Here is a 24,068-nt window from a genome sequence, read left to right as displayed (position 1 = left end):
CAGCTAAAACCAGCGCCATTAAAAAAACCAGTGATGGGCAAACATCACTGGTTAGCGGCAATAAATTATTCGTGTAAACTCATTTTTATCACCGAAATCAAATGTATGATTTTAACTGCTTTGTTCCAAAACAGGGAGGAGGGATCGTGTTCCCCTGCCCGCAGGCCTGATCATCAGTATATCAACACTTCCGGAACGCATCACCACCAATGCAGATCTTACATGCCGGTATTTGCCGGCTCAATGAAAAAAAATAATCTGCCAACCAAAATTTGGAGGATCATGAGGTTATTTGCTCTTTTACTAATGGCAGGTATGTTGCAGGTGAGCGCCAAAAGCACGGCGCAACGGGTTAGCCTGACTGTCAGAAACACACCGTTATCAACGGTCTTCAGTACCATTAACCGGCAAACGGGGTACATCTTTTTTTATAATTATGATGCACTGCAAACTACCCGCCCCGTTACGCTGGACGTAAAAAACGTTACCATCCAGGAACTATTGCGCGCCTCGCTGATGGGGCAGAACCTGGAATATGCCATTGAAGACAAAACCATTACCGTTACCCGCACCATTCCGCGCATGCCAGAATTGCCGGTGGCGCCGGCACAGATAGTTATTACCGGCCGTATTACCAATGAAAACGGCGTTCCGCTGCCCGGTGTTTCCGTAATGGTAAAAGGTACTTCCAAAGGCACACAAACCAATAACAACGGAGAATATACCGTGGTAGTAAAAGATGAAAATGCGGTATTATCATTCTCCTATGTGGGTTATGAAAAACAGGAGCTCATAGTAGGAAAAAGCGGAGTTATCAGCATACAGCTGAAACCATCCAATAATAAGCTCACCGCCATTGATGTGGTAAACACCGGCTACCAGACCATTTCCCGCGAAAGGGCCACTGGATCTTTCTCCGTGATAGATCCGTATCGCCTTCGCAGTAAACTGAAACCCGATGTGAAATCGGCCCTGGAAGGACAAGCCACCGGCGTGGTGCTTACCAAAGAAGGCAACCTCGAAGTACGCGGCGTGTCTACCCTGCTGGGTACCGCTGCCAGTGCGCCTTTACTGGTAATAGACGGCTATCCTTCCAGCGCAGGGCTGGAATCGCTCAACATCGATAATATCGAATCGATCACAGTACTGAAAGATGCGGTAGCCGCCTCTATTTACGGCGCACGCTCCTCTAACGGCGTGATCGTAATTACCACCCGCTCGGGCAGGAAAGGCGCGCTGCAGGTGGAATATAAAGGGTCTACAGGTATCACGCTCAAACCGGATCTGTCTAACCTCAACAGGGCCTCTTCTGCTGATTATATAGATGCGGAAGTTGAACTGTACAACCAGGCCCCTAACAGCTATCTTACCAGCTACAACAACTACCAGAGCACCTCCCGGGTAAACTACCTGATGATCGCAAAATCTCAGGGATGGATGAGCGAAAAAGATGTGACAGCGGAACTGGATGCCCTGAAAAAAAATGATGGGCTGGCGCAGATGGAGAAATATTATTTCAGGAACCAGTTCACACAGCAGCACAATATTTCCCTGACCGGCGGCAGCGAAAAAAGTATGCTCAATGCTGCGGTAAGATATGTGTCTAACCAGAATAATACAGTCCGCAATTCGGATAACCGCCTCATCTTTGATGTGAAGAACGACTGGCAGCCGCGCAAGGGCGTGAATATCCGCTTGTTCTCCAATGTGAACTATACTACTTCTTCTGCACCGGTAAGAGGCTGGCAGGATATGCTGGCATTCACAAACGCCTCGCTGATACAGCCGTATAACCTGCTGGTAGACCCGGCTACCGGAGAGCCGCAGAATGTGCCTTCCAAAAACCAGAAGAAGGAAGACAGGTATGCGGCCTTAACAGGTATGAAACCACTTTACTATAATCCTTTGGAAGACCTGGGACTGGAAACCAGCAGTACCAAAGCATTACAGATCAGGCTGGGAGGCAGCATCAATGTGAGGCTCCTGGAAGGTTTGAACGTGGAAGCAGGAGGTACCTGGAGCCGCGGCGATGCACAAAGCCGTTCCCTGTACGATAAAACGGCTTACCGTGTGCGGCTCTGGTATGACGATAATACTTCCGTCTCCAACAGTTCCAAACACTATATCCCCGATGGGGCCGTGGTGAATGAAGCAAGAAATTTCAACCAGAGCTACATGTTCCGCACACAACTTAATTTCAACCGTACCATCGCCCGCAAACACCGCGTAAGCGCTATTGCAGGTAATGAGATCAGCCGGAACACGTTCGATAACAATACCCTGCCAACCCGCTTCGGGTATAACGATCAGGCAGGTACGTTTTCTACTTTTAATTATGCCGATTACAATGCAGGTTCCTATAATGCAGATATGCTGGGTACCAGCAGGCCCACAGCCAGTATAGGCAATTATGCTTACCAGGACAACCGTTTTGTTTCCTGGTATGCCAATGGCTCCTATGAATACGACAACCGCTTTATTCTCAGTGGAAGTATACGGCTGGATCAGACCAACTTCTTTGGTACCGATCCCCGCTATCGCTATAAACCGCTGTGGTCTGCCGGCGGTACCTATAAACTGGCGCAGGAAAAATTCTTCAATATACCGGTCATCGACCGGCTTGATCTGCGGGCCTCTTATGGTATCAATGGAAATATCTCTCTGAACTCAGGTCCTTTCCTGATCATTGCCCCCGGCAGTTATTCCATTTATACGGGAGATGTGTCTTACAGTATCTCTTCTCCACCCAATAACTCGCTGCGTTGGGAAAAAACAAAAAGCACCAACTTTGGTGTGGATATTTCGCTGCTGAACAGGAGGATCAATGTAACTGCAGATTATTACCTGCGCAACAGCAGTGACCTGTTGGCATCCGATGCGATAGATCCTACAAGGGGCTTCAGCTCACTCGTGAAGAATATCGGGGAAGTGCAAAACAAAGGATATGAAATTTCAGTAAATGCGGATGTGTTGCGTAAGCGCAATTTTGTATGGAATACCTTCCTCAACTTCAGCTACAATAATAATACAGTAGTTACTTACAATGTGAATTACCAGTATCCTTCCAATATCACCAACGGCGCCATCAAAAAAGCGGGCGATCCGCTGGATGCCCTGTACAGCTACAGGTTTGCCGGCCTGGATAACAACGGCGTGTCGCAGTTCTATACCACTAAAGGAGGAAAAAGCGGCGGTGGTAACGTAGATGTAAGCGACCTGGTCTATAGCGGTACCCTGCGTCCTAAATATGCCATCAGCTTAACCAACTCCTTCCGCGTGCAGAACTTTGACCTGTCGTTCATGTTTATTGCAAAGATGGGGAATGTGTTAAGGAGAGATGCTTTCAGCGGATCTAATATTCTTAATAAACATGTATCGGAAAGATGGAAACAACCAGGTGATGAAGCCCATACCATTTACCCGAAACTCAGCAGCTGGAATATGGATATGTTTTATTTCCCTTATTCTGATATACTCATAGAAAGTGCGAATTACCTGAAGCTGCGCGATGTGACTTTAACATATGACATCAATCCCAGCCTGCTGAAACGTATTGGTTTCACCAGCACACGCATTTATTTCCAGACAAGGAATCTGTTTATGATCACCGCCAACAGCGACCACCGCGATCCTGAAACATCAGAGCTGAACCTGTCGGGCGGTACCGGCGCGTTTACAGAACAGGGATTCTCTTCCCTGTCGCTGCGGCCCGAATTCTATGTAGGGTTATCATTCAGTCTTTAACAATTAATACGGCGATCATGAAACAGCGTATACTCATACTCGTTATTATCATAGCAGGAAGCGTCAGTTCCTGCCAGAAATTCCTGGATGTAAAACCCAAAGGAAAACTGATCCCTTCGGAGGTGGCCGATTTTGATCACCTGCTGGATAACAGTAATATTGCCCAGTGGGTGTTTGTCGACAACAATAGCGGTTGTAATCTTGGTTATTTAACAGATAACCTGTCGCTTTCCGAGGGAATAGGAAATATCAATTATAAGGCAAACAACCATCCTAACATCGACCGGTACTGGGCCTATGTTTTCAGGCAGCCTTACAAGAATCCGGCTACATCGGATTATTTCTGGGACTGGGGTACCTACCGGTCCATGGCTTATTTCAACAACGTGATAGATGGGGTACGGGCCATTCCCAATCTCACCGCAGAAAACCAGCAGTATGCAAAAGCAGTGGTAGCGCAGGCGCTGGTAAACAGGGCATGGTCGTATTTTATCACCACGCTGGTATATGGGCCTGTGTATAAGCCCGGTACACCCAACGATACAAAAACGATCCCATATGTAACCAGTGCTGATATGGGCGCTCCGTTGCCGGATCTGTCTACCCAGCAGCAGGCTTTTGCCCAGGTGGCCGGCGACGTGCTCACCGCCCTGCCGGATGTGCCGGAAGTAACCAACTGGCCATCACGCCCCAATAAAGCGGCAGCCCAGGCTTTGCTGGCATACTATCATTTGTTTACACAGAAGTACGACAGTGTAGTGTATTACGCCAATCTTGCATGGACTGCTGCCAGCAAAGGGGGGACCGACAAACTCATCTACGACTATAACAGCTTTTCATGGACGGATCCTTCCAACCTGATCAACAGCACTATTATAGGACCGGATAATTTCCTGAATGCAGCCAACAGCCGGGAGAACCTGTTCTACCGGAACCTTGATGCAGGCGCAGGCCAGTCTTCTTCCAGCTATCCTTCCGATGAAGTGATTGCATTGTATGACCAGGCCAATGACCTGCGGTTCAAATATTTCTTTTTAACTGCACCCGGTTATAAAACCACTTATAATAATGTTGTTTATGACGATGGCAACCGGATCCAGTATTACCGCGGTTCTAAAACAAACATGACTGCAGGCTTCACTTACCCGGAACTGCTGCTTATGCGCGCCGAAGGATATGCCCGTACCAACCAGTTGTCTGCCGCCATCGCCGATCTGAACACGTTGCGCCGTTACCGTTATAAAACAGGTACCCCTGCGCTGTCCGCAGGCTCTCAGGATGAAGTGATCAGCCAGGTGCTGGAGGAAAGAAGAAGAGAGCTGCCGCTTGGATCGTTCAAGCGTTTCCTGGATCTGAAAAGGCTTTGCCTTGAAACCGGTAAACCCTGGAGCAAACAGAAGATACAACACCGGATAGGAACAGAAATACACGAGGGAACGGTGGATTCAAAAGATTTTATTTTAACCATCTCCAACGTGGTATTGAAGTTTAACCCGCAATGGAATATACCGCTGGATGGAAGACCATTTTAAATCATAAATCAATATCACATGAAGCACATCTTAGTATCAATGCTGGCTTTATTCCCTGCTGCCCTTATGGCCCAGGATGGAGTATATGTACTGAAAGGAAAAATAGGGACCCTGAATGCACCCGACAAATTGTTCCTGACCTATAGGGCCAACGGAACTACCATAAGGGATTCCGCTGCGTTGCAGCAGGGCGTATTTGAATTTAAAGGCAAAGTGGGTGATCCTGTGAAAGCCACGCTGGTATTGCGTCACGGGCCACCCACCAATATGATGTCGTACAAATCGGATATGCTGGCCGTATATCTTGAAAAAGGCACTATTGTTCTCAGCGGTAAAGACTCCGTGTATAACGCCACCGTAAAAGGTTCCCGTTTGAACGACGATCAGCAGCGCCTGCAGGCGAAGCTGAAACAGACCACAGCACAGCGGGATCAGCTGATGGAAGATTATATTGCTGCCAGCAACGAAACCCGGAAGTCGCCTGAATTCAAAAAATCCTACGATGAAAAAGGTAAAGCCATCCGTGATGAAGAGAAAAAGATTTACCAGGCATTCATCAAAGAAAATCCAAAATCGCTGGTGAGCATCGATGCCCTGCAGAGTAGCGCCAGCTCAATTCCTGAAAATCCTGCGGAGCTGGAAACGCTGTTTAATACACTTTCGGCTTCCGTAAAAGAAAGCACGAAAGGGAAGGAGATGGCGGCGCTGATCAATGGCTGGAAGCAAACTGCTATCGGCGCTACTGCTCCTGTGTTCACACAAAATGATACACTGGGCAAGCCGGTGAATCTTACTGATTTCAGGGGTAAGTATGTACTGGTTGATTTCTGGGCAAGCTGGTGTGGCCCATGCCGTGCGGAAAACCCGCATGTGGTGGCGGCCTTTAACAAGTATAAAGACCAGTCTTTTACCATCCTGGGCGTATCACTGGACCAGGCCAACGGGCATGATGCCTGGCTGAAGGCCATCCATACCGATCAGCTCACGTGGACGCATGTATCAGACCTGAAGTTCTGGGAAAACGAGGTAGCGAAATTATACAGCGTGCGGGCTGTGCCACAGAATTTCCTGCTGGATCCCAACGGGAAAATTATAGCGAAGAATTTGCGCGGGGAAGAGCTGGACAAAAAACTGGCGGAAATACTGCCACACTAACTGCCATCCTCTGTTGTTTGTAAAAAGGGTGTATCCAAACAGGATACATCCTTTTTGTTGGGCATTATCTCCTTCCGGCGCCCGGATAAATAATTCCGGGATCTTCATTTGTTTTTTGATAACGTGCTGTTTTTATTTGATTTTTTCGAAGTCGTAATGCCCTTTGATATGTTTGTTAAGATAGATGCCCTTTGAGCCTGACGACTTCATTGCCAGGTATACGCTTTCGGGTACATCTTTATAATCATATACCATCCCCGATACAAATATGATCCGGAGCGTACGCTTCTCAGCGTCATAAATCATATGGGCTACCACGGAAGAGGGCATATCTGCGCCGGATCAATTATCATACCGTGAGCCACTTATCAGGCTGCATTTTATGGTCCTCCAAACCGGGAATATCTTTGGTTGTTACCGCCTTGTGCCGCTGTGCCGGCCGCTCAGGTCTCGCTGCATGGAAATGTTACAGGTGCCGGTTCAACTGATGTTTAATCGCTTTCATGGAAAATAAGCACTGATTTTACCTGTTGGTCCGGCGTTGATGCAAACGTTTGTTGTTTGAAGACCGCTGGATTTATTTTGCTTTAAACTGATATAAAATTAACATTTATTTAATGAGTTCTTGTAGTTTTTGGAGAATTATGTCCAACTAATTAAAATTTTCATAAAAGTTCTTGCAGGATTTAAGGAAGTTTGCCTATCTTGAATCAGCATTTTACTCTAATGTTGTTCACTTGTACCAAATTGATGTAGATTTAAACTGTAGCAAACAATCATCTAAATGGTGACCGATCGCCAGGAAACATTCAAAAAAACGTTATTAAAGCACCTTTACTTCAACAGGGAGTTGTCTTGTGCTGATCTCACGCTGCTCACCGGCAGGAGCCTTCCGCATACCACCAAAGCCTTGAATGAGCTTGTGAAAAGTGGCCTGGTACAGGAATCGGGCTATGCCATTTCTACAGGCGGGCGCCGTCCGCAGATGTACTCTGTGAAACCGGACTACCTGTATATACTGTCCGTAGCAATGGACCAGTTTGTGACCAGTATCAGTATACTGGATATGCAGAACCGGGTAGTGGGAGAGGAACGCCTGGTATCGCTGGATTTATCCGCGCATCCGGATGCGATCGCACAACTGGGACAGGAGCTGAAAACGTTTATGGATGCTTCAGGTATCGCGGTGGAAAAGTTTGCAGGCATTGGTATTGGAATGCCGGGCTTTGTAGATGTAACAAAAGGTATCAACTACTCTTTTTTCGACAGGCACTACGGCAGTATCAATGAATACCTGGAGGCGCTTACCGGCGTGCCGGTGATTATTGACAACGACTCCAGTCTCATTGCGCTGGCGGAGTGGAAACTGGGTGCAGCACGTAACCGGCAAAATGCACTGGTCATTAATATAGGCTGGGGCATTGGTTTGGGAATGGTGCTGAACGGAGATCTTTTCAGGGGAGAGAACGGGTTCGCAGGGGAGTTCTCACACATCCCGCTTTTTACCAATAATAAGATCTGCAGTTGTGGAAAAATGGGATGCCTGGAAACAGAAACATCTTTATCGGTGATTGCAGAAAAAGCAGTGGCCGGGATCAGTGAAGGCAGAACCACCGTTATGAAAAATTTGTCGATGGACAACCGCGACGACACGTTTAGAAAAATAATGGATGCAGCGGTAAAGGGAGATAAGTACGCAGTGGAATTATTATCACAGGCGGGTTATCATATCGGGCGCGGCATCGCTATACTTATTCACTTGTTAAATCCAAACCTGATCATCTTAAGCGGGAGAGGAACATTGGCCGGAAAATTATGGCTGGCACCTGTACAGCATGCATTAAATGAGCATTGTATACCAAAAATTGCAGAAAATATAGAGATTATGATATCGCCTCTGGGGTATGCGGCGGAAAGACTTGGAGCGGCAGCACTTGTTATGGAACACCTCGATAAAGGCCAGCTTAGTAAAATAGAGTATTAAACACGTTCACTTGTAATATCAATCCAAAAATGAGGCAGTAACTACCTGCTGCATGAGGGCTTCCCCATGCTGTCAGAGGAACTATGCCTTGATTATTTATCCACATCTAAATTCACAGTAATGAAAAGGTGGCTAGGCTTTCTGCTGCTAACATGTTTAGTAGCGGTGTGCTGTCAAAGCGTTTACGCACAGGAAAAAAAATGGGTATCAGGTACCCTGAAAGACGCTTCCGGCGCTCCCGTTATCTATGCAACAGTCATTGAAAAAGGTACAACCAATGGTGCTACAACCAATGAAAAAGGCGCATTCAAACTCCAGGTAGGCCCTGGTGCAACATTGGTTATTTCCAGCATCGGTTTTACAACCAAAGAAGTACCGGTAGGTACATCCCTTCATTTTAACCTGGTACTGGAAGATGCTTCCAAAGGATTAAATGAAGTGGTAGTTACTGCATTGGGCATCACCCGTCAGAAAAAATCTGTTGGATATGCAGTGCAGGAAGTAAAAAGCGCTACACTGGTGGATGCGCATGAACCAAACCTTACCAACGCCCTAACCGGTGTGATAGCAGGTTTACAGGTAATCCGCTCCAGCACCGGCCCTGCAGGTTCTTCCAAAATTAACCTGCGCGGAAACAATTCCCTCACAGGAAACAACCAGCCATTGATTGTAGTGGATGGTATCCCTGTCGATAACTTCGTAGGCGTAACAGATGGCAATAACGATTTCTGGAACCCGTCACTGGATATGGGTAACGGTCTTGCTGATCTGAATGCAAACGACATCGCCAGCATCTCCGTATTAAAAGGCCCTTCAGCAGCTGCATTGTATGGCAGCCGTGCCGGTAACGGTGCAATCCTGGTTACTACAAAAACAGGTCGTAAGTCAACCGGTATGGGTATCAACGTATCATCCACCCTGGGTTTTGAAAGTGTTTTCACTAATCCCGATATGCAGAAAAGTTTTGGCCAGGGATCTGTTGGCGACTATGATCCGATTGGTACTACCAGCTGGGGACCAAAAATTACAGGCCAGGATGTTACCAACTGGAACGGGAAAACAGAAAAACTCCGCTACTTTAATAACATCGGCAATTTTTATAAAACAGGAGTAAATCACAATGAGAATATTTCCTTCCAACAACAGCTGGATAAAACATCTGTATATACTTCCCTCAACTACATGAACGATAACAGCATGATTCCGGGTACAAAACTTTCCAGGGTAAACCTCATGGCAAGGGCTACTACCAAATACGGCACATCCGAACGTTTATCTACCGATTTTAAAGTACAATATTCCAATACCGATGCCCGGAACAGGCCTACAAGCGGTGTAAACAGCAGGAACTACTCTTCCCTGTTGTATACCATGCCGGGTACTATGGATATCACCCAGTTTAAAGACCCGTTGAATGAACTCGGCAAAATGCGCTGGTACGGTACAGGTAACCAGGTGAACCCATACTGGGCAAGCCGTTACAGCCAGAACGAAGATACACGTAACCGCTTTATCATGAACGGAAGCATTAAGTACGAGTTCACCGACTGGTTAAATGCGGAAGTAAAAGCAGGTGCGGATATTTATACTACCAACACCGAAGCCAAAACATATTCCGGCAGCCCGCTTTCTACCAATGGCAGCTATAGTGTGGGTAAATTCACCTTCTCTGAGCTGAACTACAGCACCCTGATCTCCGCTAAAAAAGATAACCTTTTCAGCCGCTTTGGCGGATCTGTAAGCGTAGGCGGTAACCTGATGCAACAGCATTCTTCCAGGTTGAGCAACAACGCAGCTTCCCTGCTGGTACCGGACCTGTTCAGCATTAAAAACTCTGAAGGTAATCCCGGTATTACAGATGAAGTAACAGAACAGCGCATTAATTCAGTATATGGTACGGTAGGCGTAAACTGGGATGGTTACCTGTTCCTCGATGGAACCATGCGTAACGACTGGTCTTCAACGCTCAGCCCTGCCAACCGCTCTTTCTTCTATCCTTCTGTGAGCTTCTCTTATGTTTTCACAGAACAGTTTAAGAGCCTGCCCAAATGGCTTAGCTATGGTAAGCTTCGCGCTTCCTATGCCGAAGTAGGTAATAGCCTTTCTCCTTACCAGTTACTGAATACCTACACCATCGACAGGGATCCGAACGGTCACCCGATTGCTTCCAGGAAAACTACCCTTTTCGATGCAAACGTGCGCAGTGAGCTGATCAAATCCCATGAAATAGGTGCTGAGCTTCGCTTTGTGGACAACAGGTTTGGTATCGACTTCAGTTATTATAAATCCAATGCTACCCGCCAGCTGATCGATCTGCCAATGGACCCTGCCAGCGGTTATGAAAAAAGAAAGATCAATGCCGGTAATATTCAGAACAGCGGATTCGAGATCATGGCAGATGCCAGAATCCTGGACAAAGGTTTTCTCTGGAATATTTCCGCTAACCTGTCTATGAACCGGAATAAAGTGATAGAAATATCTGCTGCTGATAATGTGAACAGGTACCAGCTGGGCGGCTTTGATGATGTATCTATCGTAGCAGTTACAGGCCAGCTGTATGGAGAAATTTATGGTAGCAAATTCCTTCGTGTAACAGATGAAAAAAGCGAGCATTACGGACAGCTGCTGCTTACTGCTGAAGGACGCCCTCAGCGCGGTGAACAGAATGTGCGTTTGGGTAACCAGCAATCAAAAGCATTACTTGGTATCACCAACAGCTTTGGCTACAAAAACTTTACCCTGGCCTTCCTGATTGATGCCCGTTTTGGTGGCGACATGTTTTCTGTAACCCAGGCAATGATGCAGAGAAGCGGAACCGCGGAAGTAACAGCGCCGGGTGGCCAGAGAAATGACATGGTGATTGCAGGCGTAGTGTCAAATGGCAGCGGCGGATATACTGCCAATACCAAATCCATTACCACCCAGCAATACTGGGAAGCGGTAAACAGCAACGTGGGTAACCTCGGTGTTTCTGAGCTCAATATTTATGATGCTTCCAATATCCGTTTGAGGAACATCCAGCTGAGCTATAACCTGTCAAAAAAATTACTGGGCAGAACACCTATCCAGTCAGCTAAGGTAGGTGTATCCTGCAATAACGTATGGATGATTTCCAGTCATATGCGCGGCCTGGACCCGGAATCTGTATTTGCGGTAGGTACAAATGCCACTGGTTTTGAAAACGGTGCTCCTCCAACCACCCGCACTTTCCTGGTGAACCTGAGCCTTAGTTTTTAATTTTTAATTGTAACTGAAATGAAAAAGATACTCATAAAATCAGGTTGGGCGCTGACTGCTTTTGCGATGGTGATGTCTGCCTGTAATAAGTTTGAAGAGATCAATCAAAATCCAAAAGATGCCAGCCTTAACCAGGTACAGGTGGAATACTTTATCAACAATTCCATCATTGGCGCTCAAATGGATCCGAATATTGCAGAACGCTCTTTTGTATTGTACTGGAAAACTGCCAGTCGCCAGCACCTCAGCGGCGGTCTCTCTTCCGGCGCGGTAGACGATGGATGGTCTTCTGAATACTACCGTTACAGCTCCACCTGGCTGAACAGCATTAACACCGCTATCCAGATCGCGGATGAAAAAACAAAAACGGGAGATACCAAACCATATACAGACAACCTGAAACAAGTAGCACGTATATGGCGCGCTTACCTGTTAAGCGAGTTGTCCGACAATTTTGGCCCCATTCCCATCAACGCATTTCAGGGCGTTAACCCTGAATTCGTAAGCGTAAAAGATGTATATTATTTTGCGCTGGATGAATTAAAGGATGCCAGTGCTAAATTAAATACCAGCATCGTTGCTTCAGATGAACTGAAAAAAACAGATCCTGCTTTCGGTTATGATTTCATGAAATGGAAACGTTATGCCAATTCTATGCGGTTACGCCTGGCCATGCGTTTGTCTGAAGTGGATCCCGGTAAAGCTAAACCTGAATTTGAAGCAGCAGCTGCAGGAGATCTAATGACCAGCATGGACGATATTTTCCAGGTACAGGAAAAAGCCGGCTGGGATGCGCTTACCGGCGTAATGAGCCGTGAATGGAACGCCCAGATACTGTCTACAACGCTGGAGAATATTTATACCGGTTTGGGTGGCGTAAAAACTGCCGACCAGGTAGATGTTTCCCTGCAGTCTTATATCAGGCCTGCAAACTGGGCGGGGCTGCAGTTAACAGATCATTTCTCCACTATGACCAATGATCCGTTCGCCGGTTTCTGGTTTGATGGTTTGCCACAAACCATTGATCCCCGTGCATACAAAGCATTTATTCCGGCAGGCGATTTCAACAATCCTAACTTCAGCAAATACCCTTCCTACGATCAGCCAACCTGGGAAACTACCGCGCGTAATCTCCTGGATGCCAAAGGAGACGTGGTGAAGAAACTGGATGGTAAGTTTGCCTGGAATGGCTCCAATGCCGGTGCATGGGGCGTAAAAGGCACCCGTAACCAATGGAGGGCTTTCCCCGGGGCGGCTCCCCGTTTGGGTCAGCAATTCAGGAACAGCACCAACAAACGTATCTTCTTTGCACCATGGGAAACACATTTCCTGCTGGCGGAAGCTGCTGTAAGAGGATGGACGGTACCACTGGGCGGCAAGGCTGCCTACGAAAAAGGTATCGCCCAGAGTTTCGAATACTGGAAAGTAGATGGTTTCCTGAGCGCCTATCTCACTTCCACCAATTATAACATGACAGGCACTTCTGTAAGCTGGGATCATACTGCTGAGCCACCGGCCACGCATACAATGGATTTCAAAAACGGTTACACAGGCACTGCAGGTACAGTGGCCATTAAATACCCCGTTAATAACCTGTATAAGAACGGTACTGTTAAAAACGATCTCTTAACAAAAATCATCACTCAAAAGTATATCGCGCAGGTTCCCTGGCTGCCGCTGGAAGGATGGAATGATAAACGCAGGCTTGGGTTGCCTTTCTTCGAAAATCCAAACGTAGAAGAGCCACTGGTAACATTGCCGGCACTCAATGCTTCCAATTATATGACCAGCAATGTGAAATTCTTCCCGCAGCGTATTAAGTATCCTTCTTCCCTGAAGAATACCAATGCGGCAGGATATAACCAGGCTGTAAGCTTCCTTGGAGCAGGTGGCGATGAGGTATTAACACCATTATGGTGGGCCATTAAGCAATAATTTGCTGTTCACTTGTAAAATAGCCGGCCGGAGAGCTCTCTGGCCGGCCATTTGTTTTTTTAAGTGAGCCCTGCCGGTATTTTAAAAAACTCTTTTAGGTAGCATGGATAATTAAGACTATCTTGTGCACAAATACAATATAATGCAACAAGGTACAGTTAAATTTTTCAATGAATCCAAAGGATTTGGTTTCATTACCCCATCAAACGGTGGCCCGGATATTTTTGTTCATATTTCCGGTACTTCCAGTGAGCTCCGTGAAAACGACACCGTTATGTATGAAGTAGAAAATGGTAAAAAAGGTTTGAATGCAGTTAACGTAAAAGTTATCTAAGTTTACATATCTTATCTTATTTCTAGGAGGGCTGATCAGATGATCAGCCCTCTTTTTTTATGATCAGCCTTCCTGTTTCTTATCCCTGAATGCCTTAGGCGTTTGTTGGGTACGGGCCTTGAATACCGTCGAAAAATAAGCCGGGGATGAAAAGCCGCATTCATAGGCTATTTCGGCAATTGATAGTTTTGAATTTACCAACAGGTACCTGCCTTTTTTTACCCGCGCTTCCAGGATATAGTCGTTTACATTGCAGTTCAGCAGCAACTTCACCTTACGGTACAGCTGCATCTTTGAAATAGCCATTTCCTGGCAGATGTCTTCCACACCAAAATGGTCGTTGCCCAGGTTCTTTTCCACAATGGCTGTGAAATCATTTACAAACCTGCGGTCAGGCTTGCTGGATTGTTCACTGTGTACCCGGGTTTCGGGTTCTGCGATGTAATGATCTTTCAGCAAGGCCCGGTTGTTAAGCATGCTGCTGATGCTTTCTGCCAGATATTTCAGGTGGAAGGGCTTACTGATATAGGCGTCTGCGTTATGCTGCATCCCTTTTATCCGTTGTTCCTCGCTGCTATTGGCGCTCAGGAGGATCACCGGAATATGCGAGGTACGGATATCCTTTTTCAATGTTTGCAATACCTGTATGCCATCCATACCGGGCATCATGATATCGCACAGGATAAGGTCTGGTATATGTTCAAAGGCCAGTTTCAGCCCTTCTTCACCACTGCCGGCATGAAACACTTCGTAGTGCCCGCTGAGGAAATCAGCAAGGAAATGATTCAGGTCGGGATGGTCTTCGATCAGCAGCACGGAATGCGGGTGTGCCTGTACAGACGCCGGCAGTTCCTCTGCGGGAGTGTTGTTAAGATCGTCGTCTGTATAGCCGTGCAGGGAATGATTGATCACGTTCATGTGCTCATCTTCCTGCTGTATTTCTTCGGGGGCAAAAGGGGCGGAAGTACCGGGCAGGGTGATACTGAAAGTAGTGCCGGCGCCCTTGCTGCTTTTTACGCTGATGCTGCCATGATGCAGGGAAATGATCTCCCGGGTGAGTGCCAGCCCTATGCCGGTGCCTTTATGTTCATTGTTCCGGCTCTGGTAAAACAGCTCAAATGCATGCGCCAGTGTATTTTCATCCATGCCGCTGCCGTCGTCTTCAATACGGATCACTGCTTCCTGCCCGGCCCCGGGCTGTTCAAGATAGATATGCACCTTGCCATAGTCGCCCGTAAATTTAAACGCGTTGGACAGCAGGTTATACAGCACCCGGTCAAACAGGTGCTGGTCGAACCAGGCTTTAATGCCCGGCTGCCGGCTGATGAGGCGGAAGTCGATATGTTTTTTTACGGCAATGCCTTTATAGGCTTCCATTATATCCAGCATAAAGCCGGGCAGGTCGTTTTCAGCTACTTTCAGCTGCAGTTTCCCGCTTTCGATCCGCCGGAATTCCAGCAACTGGTTCACCAGGCGCATGAGATGCGTTACGTTTCTGCGCATCAGCTCCAGCTGTTGTTTTTGCGGGGAAGAGAGTTGCCTGCTGCCCATCAGGTTTTCCAGCGGCGCCTGTATCAGTGTGAGCGGGGTGCGGAACTCATGTGAAAGGTTGGTGAAGAACGTGAATTTGGCTTCTGTGGCTTCCTGGGCCCTGGCGGTCATTTCCACCAGCTGGTCACGCTGCTGGAGGATCTCATCCCGTTGCTGCTTCAGTTGCCGGTTAATCCGCCTGTTGGTGCGTAAAATAAAGAACAGCACGATGCCCAGCAGGAAAGCAATGCCCAGTGTGGTTACCACTATGCGCAGCAGGTGCTGCTGGTCCTGGTACAGGGAGCGTTGTTCCTGCAGCAACGATTGCTGTTGTTCTATTTCCTGGTGCTGGGCCTGGATCTTATCTATCTGTAACCGCATCAGCTTTACATTGCTGCTGTCTATCAGTACAGTCTGCAGCAGGGTATTACGCGGCACCTTTTTCCCGGAGAGTATATCGGCGGCCATGCTGATGGCCTCTTTGCCGCCGCTGGGGTACAGCAGGGAGGCGCTGAGGATATCGCGGGATACGAGGTCTATGCCGGCATCGGGGTAGGGCGAAGCGTCTACGCCGATGAAACGGGTATGCATGTTGCCTTTTGCCCGGCAATAACGGTACATACTATACGCCATTACGTCGTTCTGCGCAAAAATGATATCGGCCTGCTGCACAGCGGAATCGTTGCGCGCAGCGGCTTCCCGGGTTTTATCAGCTACCCAGCTGCCTTCCAGCGTGGCTATCACTTTCAGGCCGGGATAGCGTAGCAGCGCATCATGAAACCCCTGGTGCCGTTCTACTGTAGGGGAAGAGCCCCGCAGCCCCGTTACTTCTATAATGCGTCCATGCCCGTTCAATTGTGCAGCTATATATTCTGCCGCCAGTTTGCCGATGTTGTAATTATCGCCCCCTATATAAGCGGTGAAGGAATCAGTGGCGGCCTTGCGGTCCAGGATGATCACCGGGATGCCCTGGACATAGGCGGTGGCAATTACCGGCGCCAATGGCGCTGCCTCATTGGGCGATACTACCAGTATATCAATTTTCCCTGCCAGCAGTTCCCGGATCTGCTGCACCTGCCGTTTACTGTCGCTTTCTGCGTCGCGATACAGTAACTGCATCTCCGGATGATAAAAAAGCTCCCGCTTCATTTCCGTAAGCATGTTCCGGCGCCAGTCGTCGTTACCGGTACACTGGGAAAACCCAATCCGGTACTTCGGCCCTGTTTCCGGGCGGCATCCTGTTATATATAATAACAGGGGAAGACATATTAAATAGAGATATCGTGCTGGCAATGTGGGAATAATTTTGGTCCTATTTCTAAAAACAATGATACAAAATTGAAAGAGATCCTGTGGTAATATATCTGTAATGATATATAAATTGTTATTTATCAGCATAATAAATGAAATTATGCACTTTGTTATAATTTCAAAAGAAACTGGTGTGATACAATAACGGCAGCCTTTTTCAAAGAAGTAGGTTTGACACATCGATCAAACTATTTCTACGTTATGAACAACAACATTGTTTTCTTTTGGGCCTTTGTAGTAGCGCTTGGCGGTTTTCTTTTCGGTTTTGATACTGCTGTTATCTCCGGTGCGGAGCAGCATATTCAGCAATACTGGCATTTAACAGAAGTACAGCACGGTCTTACCGTGTCTATCGCCTTAATAGGAACAGTGTTTGGCGCATTGGGAGGCAGTACGCCGTCGGATAAGCTGGGGCGCCGCGCCACTTTATTGCTGGTGGCTTTAATATACCTGGTATCGGCAATCGGTACTGCCATGGCCACCAACTGGTACTTTTTCCTGGTATGCCGTTTTATCGGCGGCCTGGGAGTTGGCGCTTCTTCGGTAACTGCCCCTGTATATATTTCAGAGGTTTCCCCCGCATCCTACCGGGGCCGAATGGTCGCTTTATTCCAGTTTAACGTGGTTTTTGGTATTCTCGTCTCTTATTTATCAAACTACTTCATTGGTGGATATGGCGGTGAAAACTCCTGGCGTCTTATGCTGGGCATCCAGGCTTTCCCCGCAGCCCTGTTCCTGGTATTGCTCCGCTGGGTACCGGAAAGCCCGCGTTGGCTGCTGCTGCGCGAGAAGAAAGAAGCGGCTGCCATCAAAACCCTGCAGATCATCAACCCTGGGGGGTATACGGAAGATATCAATACCATCCGGCAGTCGAGGCACCAAAGCATTGGCGCGCCGAAGGAACGGCTGTTCTCCCGGAAATACCGCACACCGGTAATGCTGGCGGTATTATTCGCGGTGTTCAACCAGGTGTCGGGCATTAATGCCATTATTTATTACGCTCCCCGGATCTTTGAAATGTCCGGTTTAGGGACGGCCTCGTCCCTGCTTTCTACAGTAGGACTAGGCGTCGTGAATTTCATTTTTACGTTAACGGCTATACGGTTCATTGACCGTATCGGCCGCCGGCAGCTGATGCTGATAGGCACTGTGGGGCTTATTGCTACACTGGGACTTACTGCCATCTCTTTTTATACCCACACGGGTGGTATAGCGGTGATCTCTTACCTGCTCATCTATATAGCTTTCTTCGCCTTCTCGCAGGGCGCCGTGATATGGGTATTTATCTCTGAAATATTTCCAAATGCCGTACGCGCCAAAGGGCAGACGCTGGGAAGTTTCACCCACTGGATCATGGCGGCCCTCATTGCTTTTACCTTTCCCTGGCTCGCCAGCCACATCGGCGGCGGTCACATTTTCGCCTTTTTCTGCGGTATGATGGTATTGCAACTGCTTTTTGTGTGGCGACTGATGCCGGAAACAAAAGGGCAAACACTGGAAGAAATTGAAATGACAATGGTGGTGCATTAAAAAAATAGTTTATGAAAAACAAGTATAACATTGCCTGCCTCGGGGAAATATTGTGGGACATTTTACCAGACCAGGAATTGCCAGGCGGCGCTCCTATGAATGTAGCGTATCATTTGCAGAAACTGTCCCAGCAGGTAGCGATGGTATCGGCCACAGGAACCGATGGTCATGGCAGGCGGTTGCTGCAGCTCATGCACAACATGCAGCTCTCTAACGCTTACGTACAAACGAATAATACTTATGCCACCGGTAAAGTAAATGCCTGGATGGACGCGCATAGCGATATGCAGTACGATATCCTGTATCCCGTAGCCTGGGACCATATTGCCTGGAATGATTCCCTGGAAGATCTGTTATCGGGAGATGACCTGCAGTATATTGTTTTTGGCAGTTTGATGGCCAGGCACGAAGTATCCCGCAATACGCTCCGGAAAGCGTTGCAGTCGCCCGCCGTAAAAGTACTTGACATTAACCTGCGCGCACCCTGGTATTCCCGCGAAACGCTGGAGTGGCTCATGAGCAGCTGCCAGCTGCTGAAGCTGAATGTCGGGGAACTGGAACTGATCAGCGCCTGGTACGGAAGCTGGTCAGCTCATGAAGACCAGGTACAGGCTTTGTCCTCACGTTTTGACATCCCTACGATAGTCGTCACCCTGGGCAGCAAAGGCTGCATGGGATATATAGACGGGGCCTTTTATTACCAGGAAGGGCAGCCGGTGAAAGTTGCAGATACCATTGGCAGCGGAGATGCATTCCTGGCAGGCTTTCTTGTAAGCAGGTTGCAGCAGCGCTCTCCCGCCTGGAGCCTGGCCTATGCCAATGCGCTCGGCGCGCTGGTGGCATCCCGCCACGGCGGTTGCCCTGAATACCATCCAGCCGATATATACAGCATGATGAAAGTACCACAGCACACTTAGCCAATTATTACATTTCCACACCACCATTTCACAAATTCCATTTATGAAAAAATTGTTTTACTTATTACCGATGTTGCTGTTCAGCCTCTTCGCTATGGCACAGCAACGTAACATTACCGGTACCATTATCAGTAAACAAAACAGAACACCATTGCCCGGTGTTACCGTACAGGCGGGCAACAGGAACACCATTACCAATGGCAGCGGGCAATTTACACTGCCGGCTGCTGTTGGCGAAGTGCTTAACTTCTCCTACATCGGCATGAAACCTATGTCGTTGAAAGCAACGGAAGGTAATATGTCCGTAGAAATGGAAGAAAACGCCACCGATCTGAACCAGGTGATTGTAACCGGTTACCAGACGCAGAAAAAGGCAGACCTGACCGGCGCCGTATCCGTAGTGAATGTGAGCGAAATAAAAGACATTCCGCTCGGCAACCCGGTGAAAGCCCTGCAGGGCCGCGTTCCCGGCGTGTTCATCACCACCAGCGGCGATCCCAACAGCAATGCCACTGTACGTATCCGCGGTATCGGTACTTTGGGCAACAACGACCCGCTTTATGTAATTGATGGTATCCCTACCAAAAGAGGATTGCAGGAACTGAACCAGAATGATATTGAATCCATCCAGGTATTGAAAGATGCATCGGCAGCTACTATCTATGGCTCCCGTGCGGCCAATGGCGTAATCATTGTTACCACCAAAAGAGCTAAGAAGGGCTATAGCCGCATCACTGCAGATGTATCTGCTTCCCTGCAGGATTACAGTACCAAGCTGAAAACACTGAACACGGATGGCCGCGGCCGTGCCTACTGGCAGGCTGCTGTAAATGATCATGCCAACCCGAATAATAACCAGATCTACCAGTACGACTGGAACGGTGATTACAATAACCCCGTGCTCAACAAAATTATACTGCCGGAATTTATTGACGCCGCTAAAACCATGAAACCAGCTGACACCTACTGGTACGACCAGATAGCCCAAACTTCCCTGCTGCAAACCTACAACGTATCCATCGCCAACGGCAACGAAAGAGGTAATTCCTATTTCTCTGTAGGCATGTATAATAACAAAGGCATCGTAAAAGAAACGCAGCAAAGGAAAATAACCGCCCGCTTCAATACAGATTATTCCTTTTTTAAAGGCAGGCTGAAGATCGGTGAAAATCTCTCTGCCACTTATATCAGGGACGCATTGGTGCCGGCCGGCGATATACTTTTCGCTGCCCTGGTACAACAGCCTGTTGTGCCCGTGCACACCGTTGATGGCGGATGGGGCGGACCCGCTCCCGGTATGACCGACAGGCAGAACCCGGTAAGGCTCATTGAAGATAACCGGCAGAACAAAAGCAATTTCCTGCGTTTGTTTGGCAACGTATATGCTGATGTGGAGATCATTCCCAACCTCCACTTCAAAAGCAGCTATGGTATAGATTACAATGGTACTTATCAGCGTACGCTGCGTAGATCCTATACTTCAGGATTTCTTTCCGATCCATCCAACTTCTCCCAAACATCCCAGGATTATAATGGCAACTGGGTATGGCAAAATACGCTTACCTACAACGTAGCCTTACAGAAACACCGGTTCGATTTTCTTTTGGGAGAAGAACAGATTAAATATATGGCGCAGAACTTTTACGCCAGCCGGCAGGGATACGCCCTGGAGAATATTGATTATGCTTACCTGAATGCAGGATCTTCCAATAAAGATAACGGCGGTACCGGTAGCGGCTATACGTTATTATCTTATTTTGGTAAAGTCAACTATTCTTATGATAATAAATACCTCGCATCGGTTACCCTGCGCCGTGATGGATCTTCCCGCTTTGGAAAGGAAAACCGTTTCGGGATGTTCCCCGCAGTATCGCTTGGATGGCGCGTGAGCGAAGAGAACTTCCTGAAAGAAAACCTGCCTTTCCTGTCGGACCTGAAACTGCGCTATGGCTGGGGTAAATCCGGTAACCAGGAAATTGCCAACAATGCTACCTACACGCTGTACTCCGCTATTTATGGCATAGATCCCACCTGGGATTTTGACAATGGCAGCGCGTATGACCTGGGCGGGGCCGGCTCCGGGCAGTTGCCGTCAGGCTATACCTTCATCCAGCGGGGCAACCCGGCACTGAAATGGGAAAGCACCATGGAATCTAATGCCGGTATAGACTTTGGCCTGTTCAATAATCACCTTAGCGGTTCTATAGATTATTTTGTTAAGAAGACTTCCGATATCCTTATCAGCCCGGCTTACCTTGCTGTGATTGGTGAAGGCGGTGCCAAATTCGTGAATGGCGCCTCCATGCAGAATAAGGGGCTGGAAGTGCTGTTATCGTACAATGGCAATATTGCGCCCGGACTGGCCCTCACCGTTACCGGTAACGTGGCCACTTACCGCAATAAGATCACTAAACTGCCGGAAGATGTGCTTACTTCCTATGCCGGCAACGGGCAGGATAAAACTATCCTCGGGCGTTCTATTAATTCCACTTTCGGATACGTAGCAGATGGCTTGTTCCATTCACAGAAAGAAGTGGACGAATATGCCGACCAGATAGGGAAAGGCGTGGGCCGCATCCGCTATAAGGATCTGAACGGCGACAACGTTATTGATGATAAAGACCGCGATTATATCGGGAAAGGTGATCCTGATTTTACCTACGGACTGAATGTAACACTGGAGTATAAACACTTTGACCTTACCTTCTTCCTGCAGGGAATACAAGGCATCCAGGTATATAATACCTATAAAACGTACACTGATTTTGCTTCCATATGGCCGGGTACTAACTGGGGCGCACGTACGCTGGATGCGTGGACGCCACAGCATCCAAACGCTTCTATCCCTGCGCTTACACTGGTAGACCGTAACAACGAGAACCGCACCTCTACCTATTTCCTGGAACCGGGCTCCTATCTCAAACTGAGGAACCTGCAACTGGGATACAGCTTCCAGCACCTGTTCAGCAAGCGTTTACAAACAGCACGGGTATACCTGCAGGGCAGCAACCTGCTCACCTTCAAGAACAAAGGCTTTACCGCTACCGATCCCGAGAATCCCAACAACGCGTATCCCATCCCGGTGATAGGTACTGTTGGCTTCAACCTGTCTTTCTAAATACTTAACACTGCCATCATGAAGTACACAAAATATATACTTTTACTCAGCTGCCTGTTGCTCGGCGCATGCAGCAAATTCCTGGACCAGGAGCCACAGGGCGTTATTTTGGGCGATGACCTGAATTCGCCGGCCAACCTGGAGAAAATGGTGACCGCCGCCTATTCTTCGCTGGGTAATGATCATTACACTGCTCCCTATTCCAGTATGTGGCCCTATGGCAATATCCGCAGCGGCGACGCCTACAAAGGCGGTGATGGGGCCGGGGATATCAGCGACTTTCATTTTTACGAAACCTTTTCCCTGAACAGGATAGACAACGGTTCTTCCGATTTGCTGTGGTTTCGCCTGTATGTATGCATAGGCCGTGTTAATGACGCCCTGGGCCGTTTGAACAAGGCGAATGAAAATGATTTCCCTGAAAAGGTAGTAAGGCAGGCGGAAATGAAATTCCTGAGAGGACATTATTATTTCCTGCTGAAAACATTGTTCAAATACGTTCCTTACATCGATGAAAATGTGCCTAAGGAAAGCTACGATACCATTTCCAACCGCACTTATTCCAACGTGGAACTATGGACAAAGATCGCGGATGATTTCACTTTTGCCGCTGCTCATCTCCCCGATATACAACCACAGGTTGGAAGAGCCAATAAATTTGCAGCAAAGGCTTACCTGGCTAAAACACTGTTGTACGAAGCTTATAAACAGGATGAAAATAATAACGTAACAGCTATTGATGCTACGCTGCTGCAACAGGTAAATTCATTGTGTGATGAAGTGATCAGCTCCGGTAAATACCAGCTGGCAATTGATTTTGCCAATAACTTCCTGTCGAAGGGTGAAAATGGCCCGGAATCTGTGTTTGCTATCCAGTATTCAAAAGATGATGGTACGCCCAAAGGCCGCCTCGACTACGGTCATGCGCTGGATTATCCTATGAACCAGGACTATGGCTGTTGCGGGTTCCACTCGCCCAGCAGTAACCTGGTGAATGCTTTTCAGACAGGCGCCAACGGGCTTCCCCTGTTTGAAACATTCAACAATACCAACATCGCTACAGAAGCAGATTTTCAAACCCATACTTTTGATCCGCGGTTAGATCATACAGTAGCTATTCCGGGGCATCCGTATAAGTATGATCCTGCATTTATTTACCAGCGTGCCTGGGCGCGCGCTCCTGAAGTGTATGGCAGTTATCTTAGTTTGAAAGAAACGGTATTGCCCGGAGATGCTACGTTTCAGAAAGTGCCGCCTTTTATGTCGAGCTCCAAGAACTGGGAAATTATCCGTTATGCAGATGTGCTGTTGTTTAAGGCAGAAGCATTGATAGAACTGGGCCGCGCTGCGGAAGCATTACCTCTCATTAACCAGGTGAGAACAAGAGCCGCTGCCAGCACCGGTTTATTAAAGCAGGCAAATGGCGCTTCTACCTCCAGTTATAAAATGAACACTTATCAGCCGGGCGTTAACTGCACCTGGACCACCGGTTTCGCCCGCCAGGCCCTGCGTTGGGAACGCCGCCTGGAATTTGCCATGGAAGGCTCCCGCTTCTTCGATCTGGTGCGCTGGGGTATTGCAGCTGAATATCTCAATGCTTATTTTGCTGTGGAAAAAACACGCCGGGCTCACCTGAATGATGCTTCCTTTAAAAAAGGCAGGGATGAATACCTGCCCATACCATTAAACCAGATTAACTACAGCAAAGGGTTATATAAACAAAACACTGGCTGGTAAAATA

The 24,068-nt window shown here is 47.9% G+C and carries 13 protein-coding genes; 11 read left to right on the top strand and 2 right to left on the bottom strand.

Translation table 11 applies throughout. The features are described from left to right. Window positions 1-282: 282 nt before the first annotated feature. The 3 genes from FN124_RS04320 to FN124_RS04310 are packed head-to-tail and all read left to right on the top strand — an operon-like array spanning window position 283 to window position 6,431. A complete protein-coding gene (locus tag FN124_RS04320; RefSeq protein ID WP_185937085.1) occupies window positions 283-3,744 on the top strand; it encodes a SusC/RagA family TonB-linked outer membrane protein in 3,462 nt (1,153 codons plus the stop codon). A 17-nt stretch (window positions 3,745-3,761) separates the two neighbouring features. Then, window positions 3,762-5,276: a RagB/SusD family nutrient uptake outer membrane protein gene (locus tag FN124_RS04315; RefSeq protein ID WP_142683539.1), complete on the top strand. Its 1,515-nt coding sequence runs from the start codon at window positions 3,762-3,764 to the stop codon at window positions 5,274-5,276. 18 nt (window positions 5,277-5,294) lie between these two features. Then, entirely contained in the window at window positions 5,295-6,431 is a 1,137-nt protein-coding gene (locus tag FN124_RS04310) for a TlpA disulfide reductase family protein (RefSeq protein ID WP_142683538.1), read from the top strand. A gap of 132 nt (window positions 6,432-6,563) precedes the next feature. Here the strand turns inward: FN124_RS04310 and FN124_RS04305 are convergent, their stop codons facing one another. Next, the gene (locus tag FN124_RS04305) at window positions 6,564-6,761 is read right to left on the bottom strand and encodes a KTSC domain-containing protein (protein ID WP_142683537.1); all 198 of its coding nucleotides are present in this window, start codon (window positions 6,759-6,761) and stop codon (window positions 6,564-6,566) included. Window positions 6,762-7,215: 454 nt separating this feature from the next. On the opposite strand from FN124_RS04305, the gene FN124_RS04300 reads away from it, so the two are divergent. The 4 genes from FN124_RS04300 (at window position 7,216) to FN124_RS04285 (ending at window position 13,921) form a co-directional block, all read left to right on the top strand. Further along, complete coding sequence (locus FN124_RS04300; protein WP_142683536.1) at window positions 7,216-8,415, top strand: ROK family protein; 1,200 nt, start codon at window positions 7,216-7,218, stop codon at window positions 8,413-8,415. A 120-nt stretch (window positions 8,416-8,535) separates the two neighbouring features. Then, window positions 8,536-11,652 carry a SusC/RagA family TonB-linked outer membrane protein gene (locus tag FN124_RS04295; protein ID WP_142683535.1) on the top strand — a complete coding sequence of 1,039 codons (3,117 nt, stop codon included), beginning with the start codon at window positions 8,536-8,538 and terminating at the stop codon, window positions 11,650-11,652. 18 nt (window positions 11,653-11,670) lie between these two features. Next, window positions 11,671-13,587, top strand: a complete 1,917-nt coding sequence (locus FN124_RS04290; RefSeq protein ID WP_142683534.1) for a SusD/RagB family nutrient-binding outer membrane lipoprotein — start codon at window positions 11,671-11,673, stop codon at window positions 13,585-13,587. 142 nt (window positions 13,588-13,729) lie between these two features. Further along, on the top strand, window positions 13,730-13,921 hold the full coding sequence (locus FN124_RS04285) for a cold-shock protein (RefSeq protein ID WP_142683533.1): 192 nt from the start codon (window positions 13,730-13,732) through the stop codon (window positions 13,919-13,921). 63 nt (window positions 13,922-13,984) lie between these two features. On the opposite strand, the gene FN124_RS04280 is transcribed toward FN124_RS04285, so the two are convergent. Continuing rightward, window positions 13,985-16,849 (bottom strand): hybrid sensor histidine kinase/response regulator transcription factor, encoded by a 2,865-nt coding sequence (locus FN124_RS04280; RefSeq protein ID WP_260607321.1) that lies wholly within the window; start codon window positions 16,847-16,849, stop codon window positions 13,985-13,987. Window positions 16,850-16,963: 114 nt separating this feature from the next. Between FN124_RS04280 and FN124_RS04275 the strand changes: the two genes are divergently transcribed. The 4 genes from FN124_RS04275 to FN124_RS04260 are packed head-to-tail and all read left to right on the top strand — an operon-like array spanning window position 16,964 to window position 24,064. After that, on the top strand, window positions 16,964-18,292 hold the full coding sequence (locus FN124_RS04275) for a sugar porter family MFS transporter (RefSeq protein WP_142683531.1): 1,329 nt from the start codon (window positions 16,964-16,966) through the stop codon (window positions 18,290-18,292). Window positions 18,293-18,303: 11 nt separating this feature from the next. Continuing rightward, complete coding sequence (locus FN124_RS04270; protein ID WP_142683530.1) at window positions 18,304-19,209, top strand: carbohydrate kinase family protein; 906 nt, start codon at window positions 18,304-18,306, stop codon at window positions 19,207-19,209. Between the two features lie 43 nt (window positions 19,210-19,252). Next, entirely contained in the window at window positions 19,253-22,327 is a 3,075-nt protein-coding gene (locus FN124_RS04265) for a SusC/RagA family TonB-linked outer membrane protein (RefSeq protein WP_142683529.1), read from the top strand. Window positions 22,328-22,345: 18 nt separating this feature from the next. Beyond that, on the top strand, window positions 22,346-24,064 hold the full coding sequence (locus FN124_RS04260) for a RagB/SusD family nutrient uptake outer membrane protein (protein ID WP_142683528.1): 1,719 nt from the start codon (window positions 22,346-22,348) through the stop codon (window positions 24,062-24,064). Window positions 24,065-24,068 lie beyond the last annotated feature (4 nt).

This window comes from Chitinophaga polysaccharea (assembly GCF_902150045.1).
In the GTDB taxonomy this organism is placed as follows: domain Bacteria; phylum Bacteroidota; class Bacteroidia; order Chitinophagales; family Chitinophagaceae; genus Chitinophaga; species Chitinophaga polysaccharea_A.
This window is presented reverse-complemented; position numbering and strand designations above follow the sequence as displayed.

What these genes read in the sequence shown, in the direction of transcription:
- FN124_RS04305 (WP_142683537.1), bottom strand. Translation starts at nt 6,761, where the DNA reads ATGCCCTCTTCCGTGGTAGCCCATATGATTTATGACGCTGAGAAGCGT.
- FN124_RS04310 (WP_142683538.1), top strand. Translation starts at nt 5,295, where the DNA reads ATGAAGCACATCTTAGTATCAATGCTGGCTTTATTCCCTGCTGCCCTT.
- FN124_RS04290 (WP_142683534.1), top strand. Translation starts at nt 11,671, where the DNA reads ATGAAAAAGATACTCATAAAATCAGGTTGGGCGCTGACTGCTTTTGCG.
- FN124_RS04315 (WP_142683539.1), top strand. Translation starts at nt 3,762, where the DNA reads ATGAAACAGCGTATACTCATACTCGTTATTATCATAGCAGGAAGCGTC.
- FN124_RS04285 (WP_142683533.1), top strand. Translation starts at nt 13,730, where the DNA reads ATGCAACAAGGTACAGTTAAATTTTTCAATGAATCCAAAGGATTTGGT.
- FN124_RS04265 (WP_142683529.1), top strand. Translation starts at nt 19,253, where the DNA reads ATGAAAAAATTGTTTTACTTATTACCGATGTTGCTGTTCAGCCTCTTC.
- FN124_RS04295 (WP_142683535.1), top strand. Translation starts at nt 8,536, where the DNA reads ATGAAAAGGTGGCTAGGCTTTCTGCTGCTAACATGTTTAGTAGCGGTG.
- FN124_RS04270 (WP_142683530.1), top strand. Translation starts at nt 18,304, where the DNA reads ATGAAAAACAAGTATAACATTGCCTGCCTCGGGGAAATATTGTGGGAC.
- FN124_RS04280 (WP_260607321.1), bottom strand. Translation starts at nt 16,849, where the DNA reads ATGCTGATAAATAACAATTTATATATCATTACAGATATATTACCACAG.
- FN124_RS04320 (WP_185937085.1), top strand. Translation starts at nt 283, where the DNA reads ATGAGGTTATTTGCTCTTTTACTAATGGCAGGTATGTTGCAGGTGAGC.
- FN124_RS04260 (WP_142683528.1), top strand. Translation starts at nt 22,346, where the DNA reads ATGAAGTACACAAAATATATACTTTTACTCAGCTGCCTGTTGCTCGGC.
- FN124_RS04275 (WP_142683531.1), top strand. Translation starts at nt 16,964, where the DNA reads ATGAACAACAACATTGTTTTCTTTTGGGCCTTTGTAGTAGCGCTTGGC.
- FN124_RS04300 (WP_142683536.1), top strand. Translation starts at nt 7,216, where the DNA reads ATGGTGACCGATCGCCAGGAAACATTCAAAAAAACGTTATTAAAGCAC.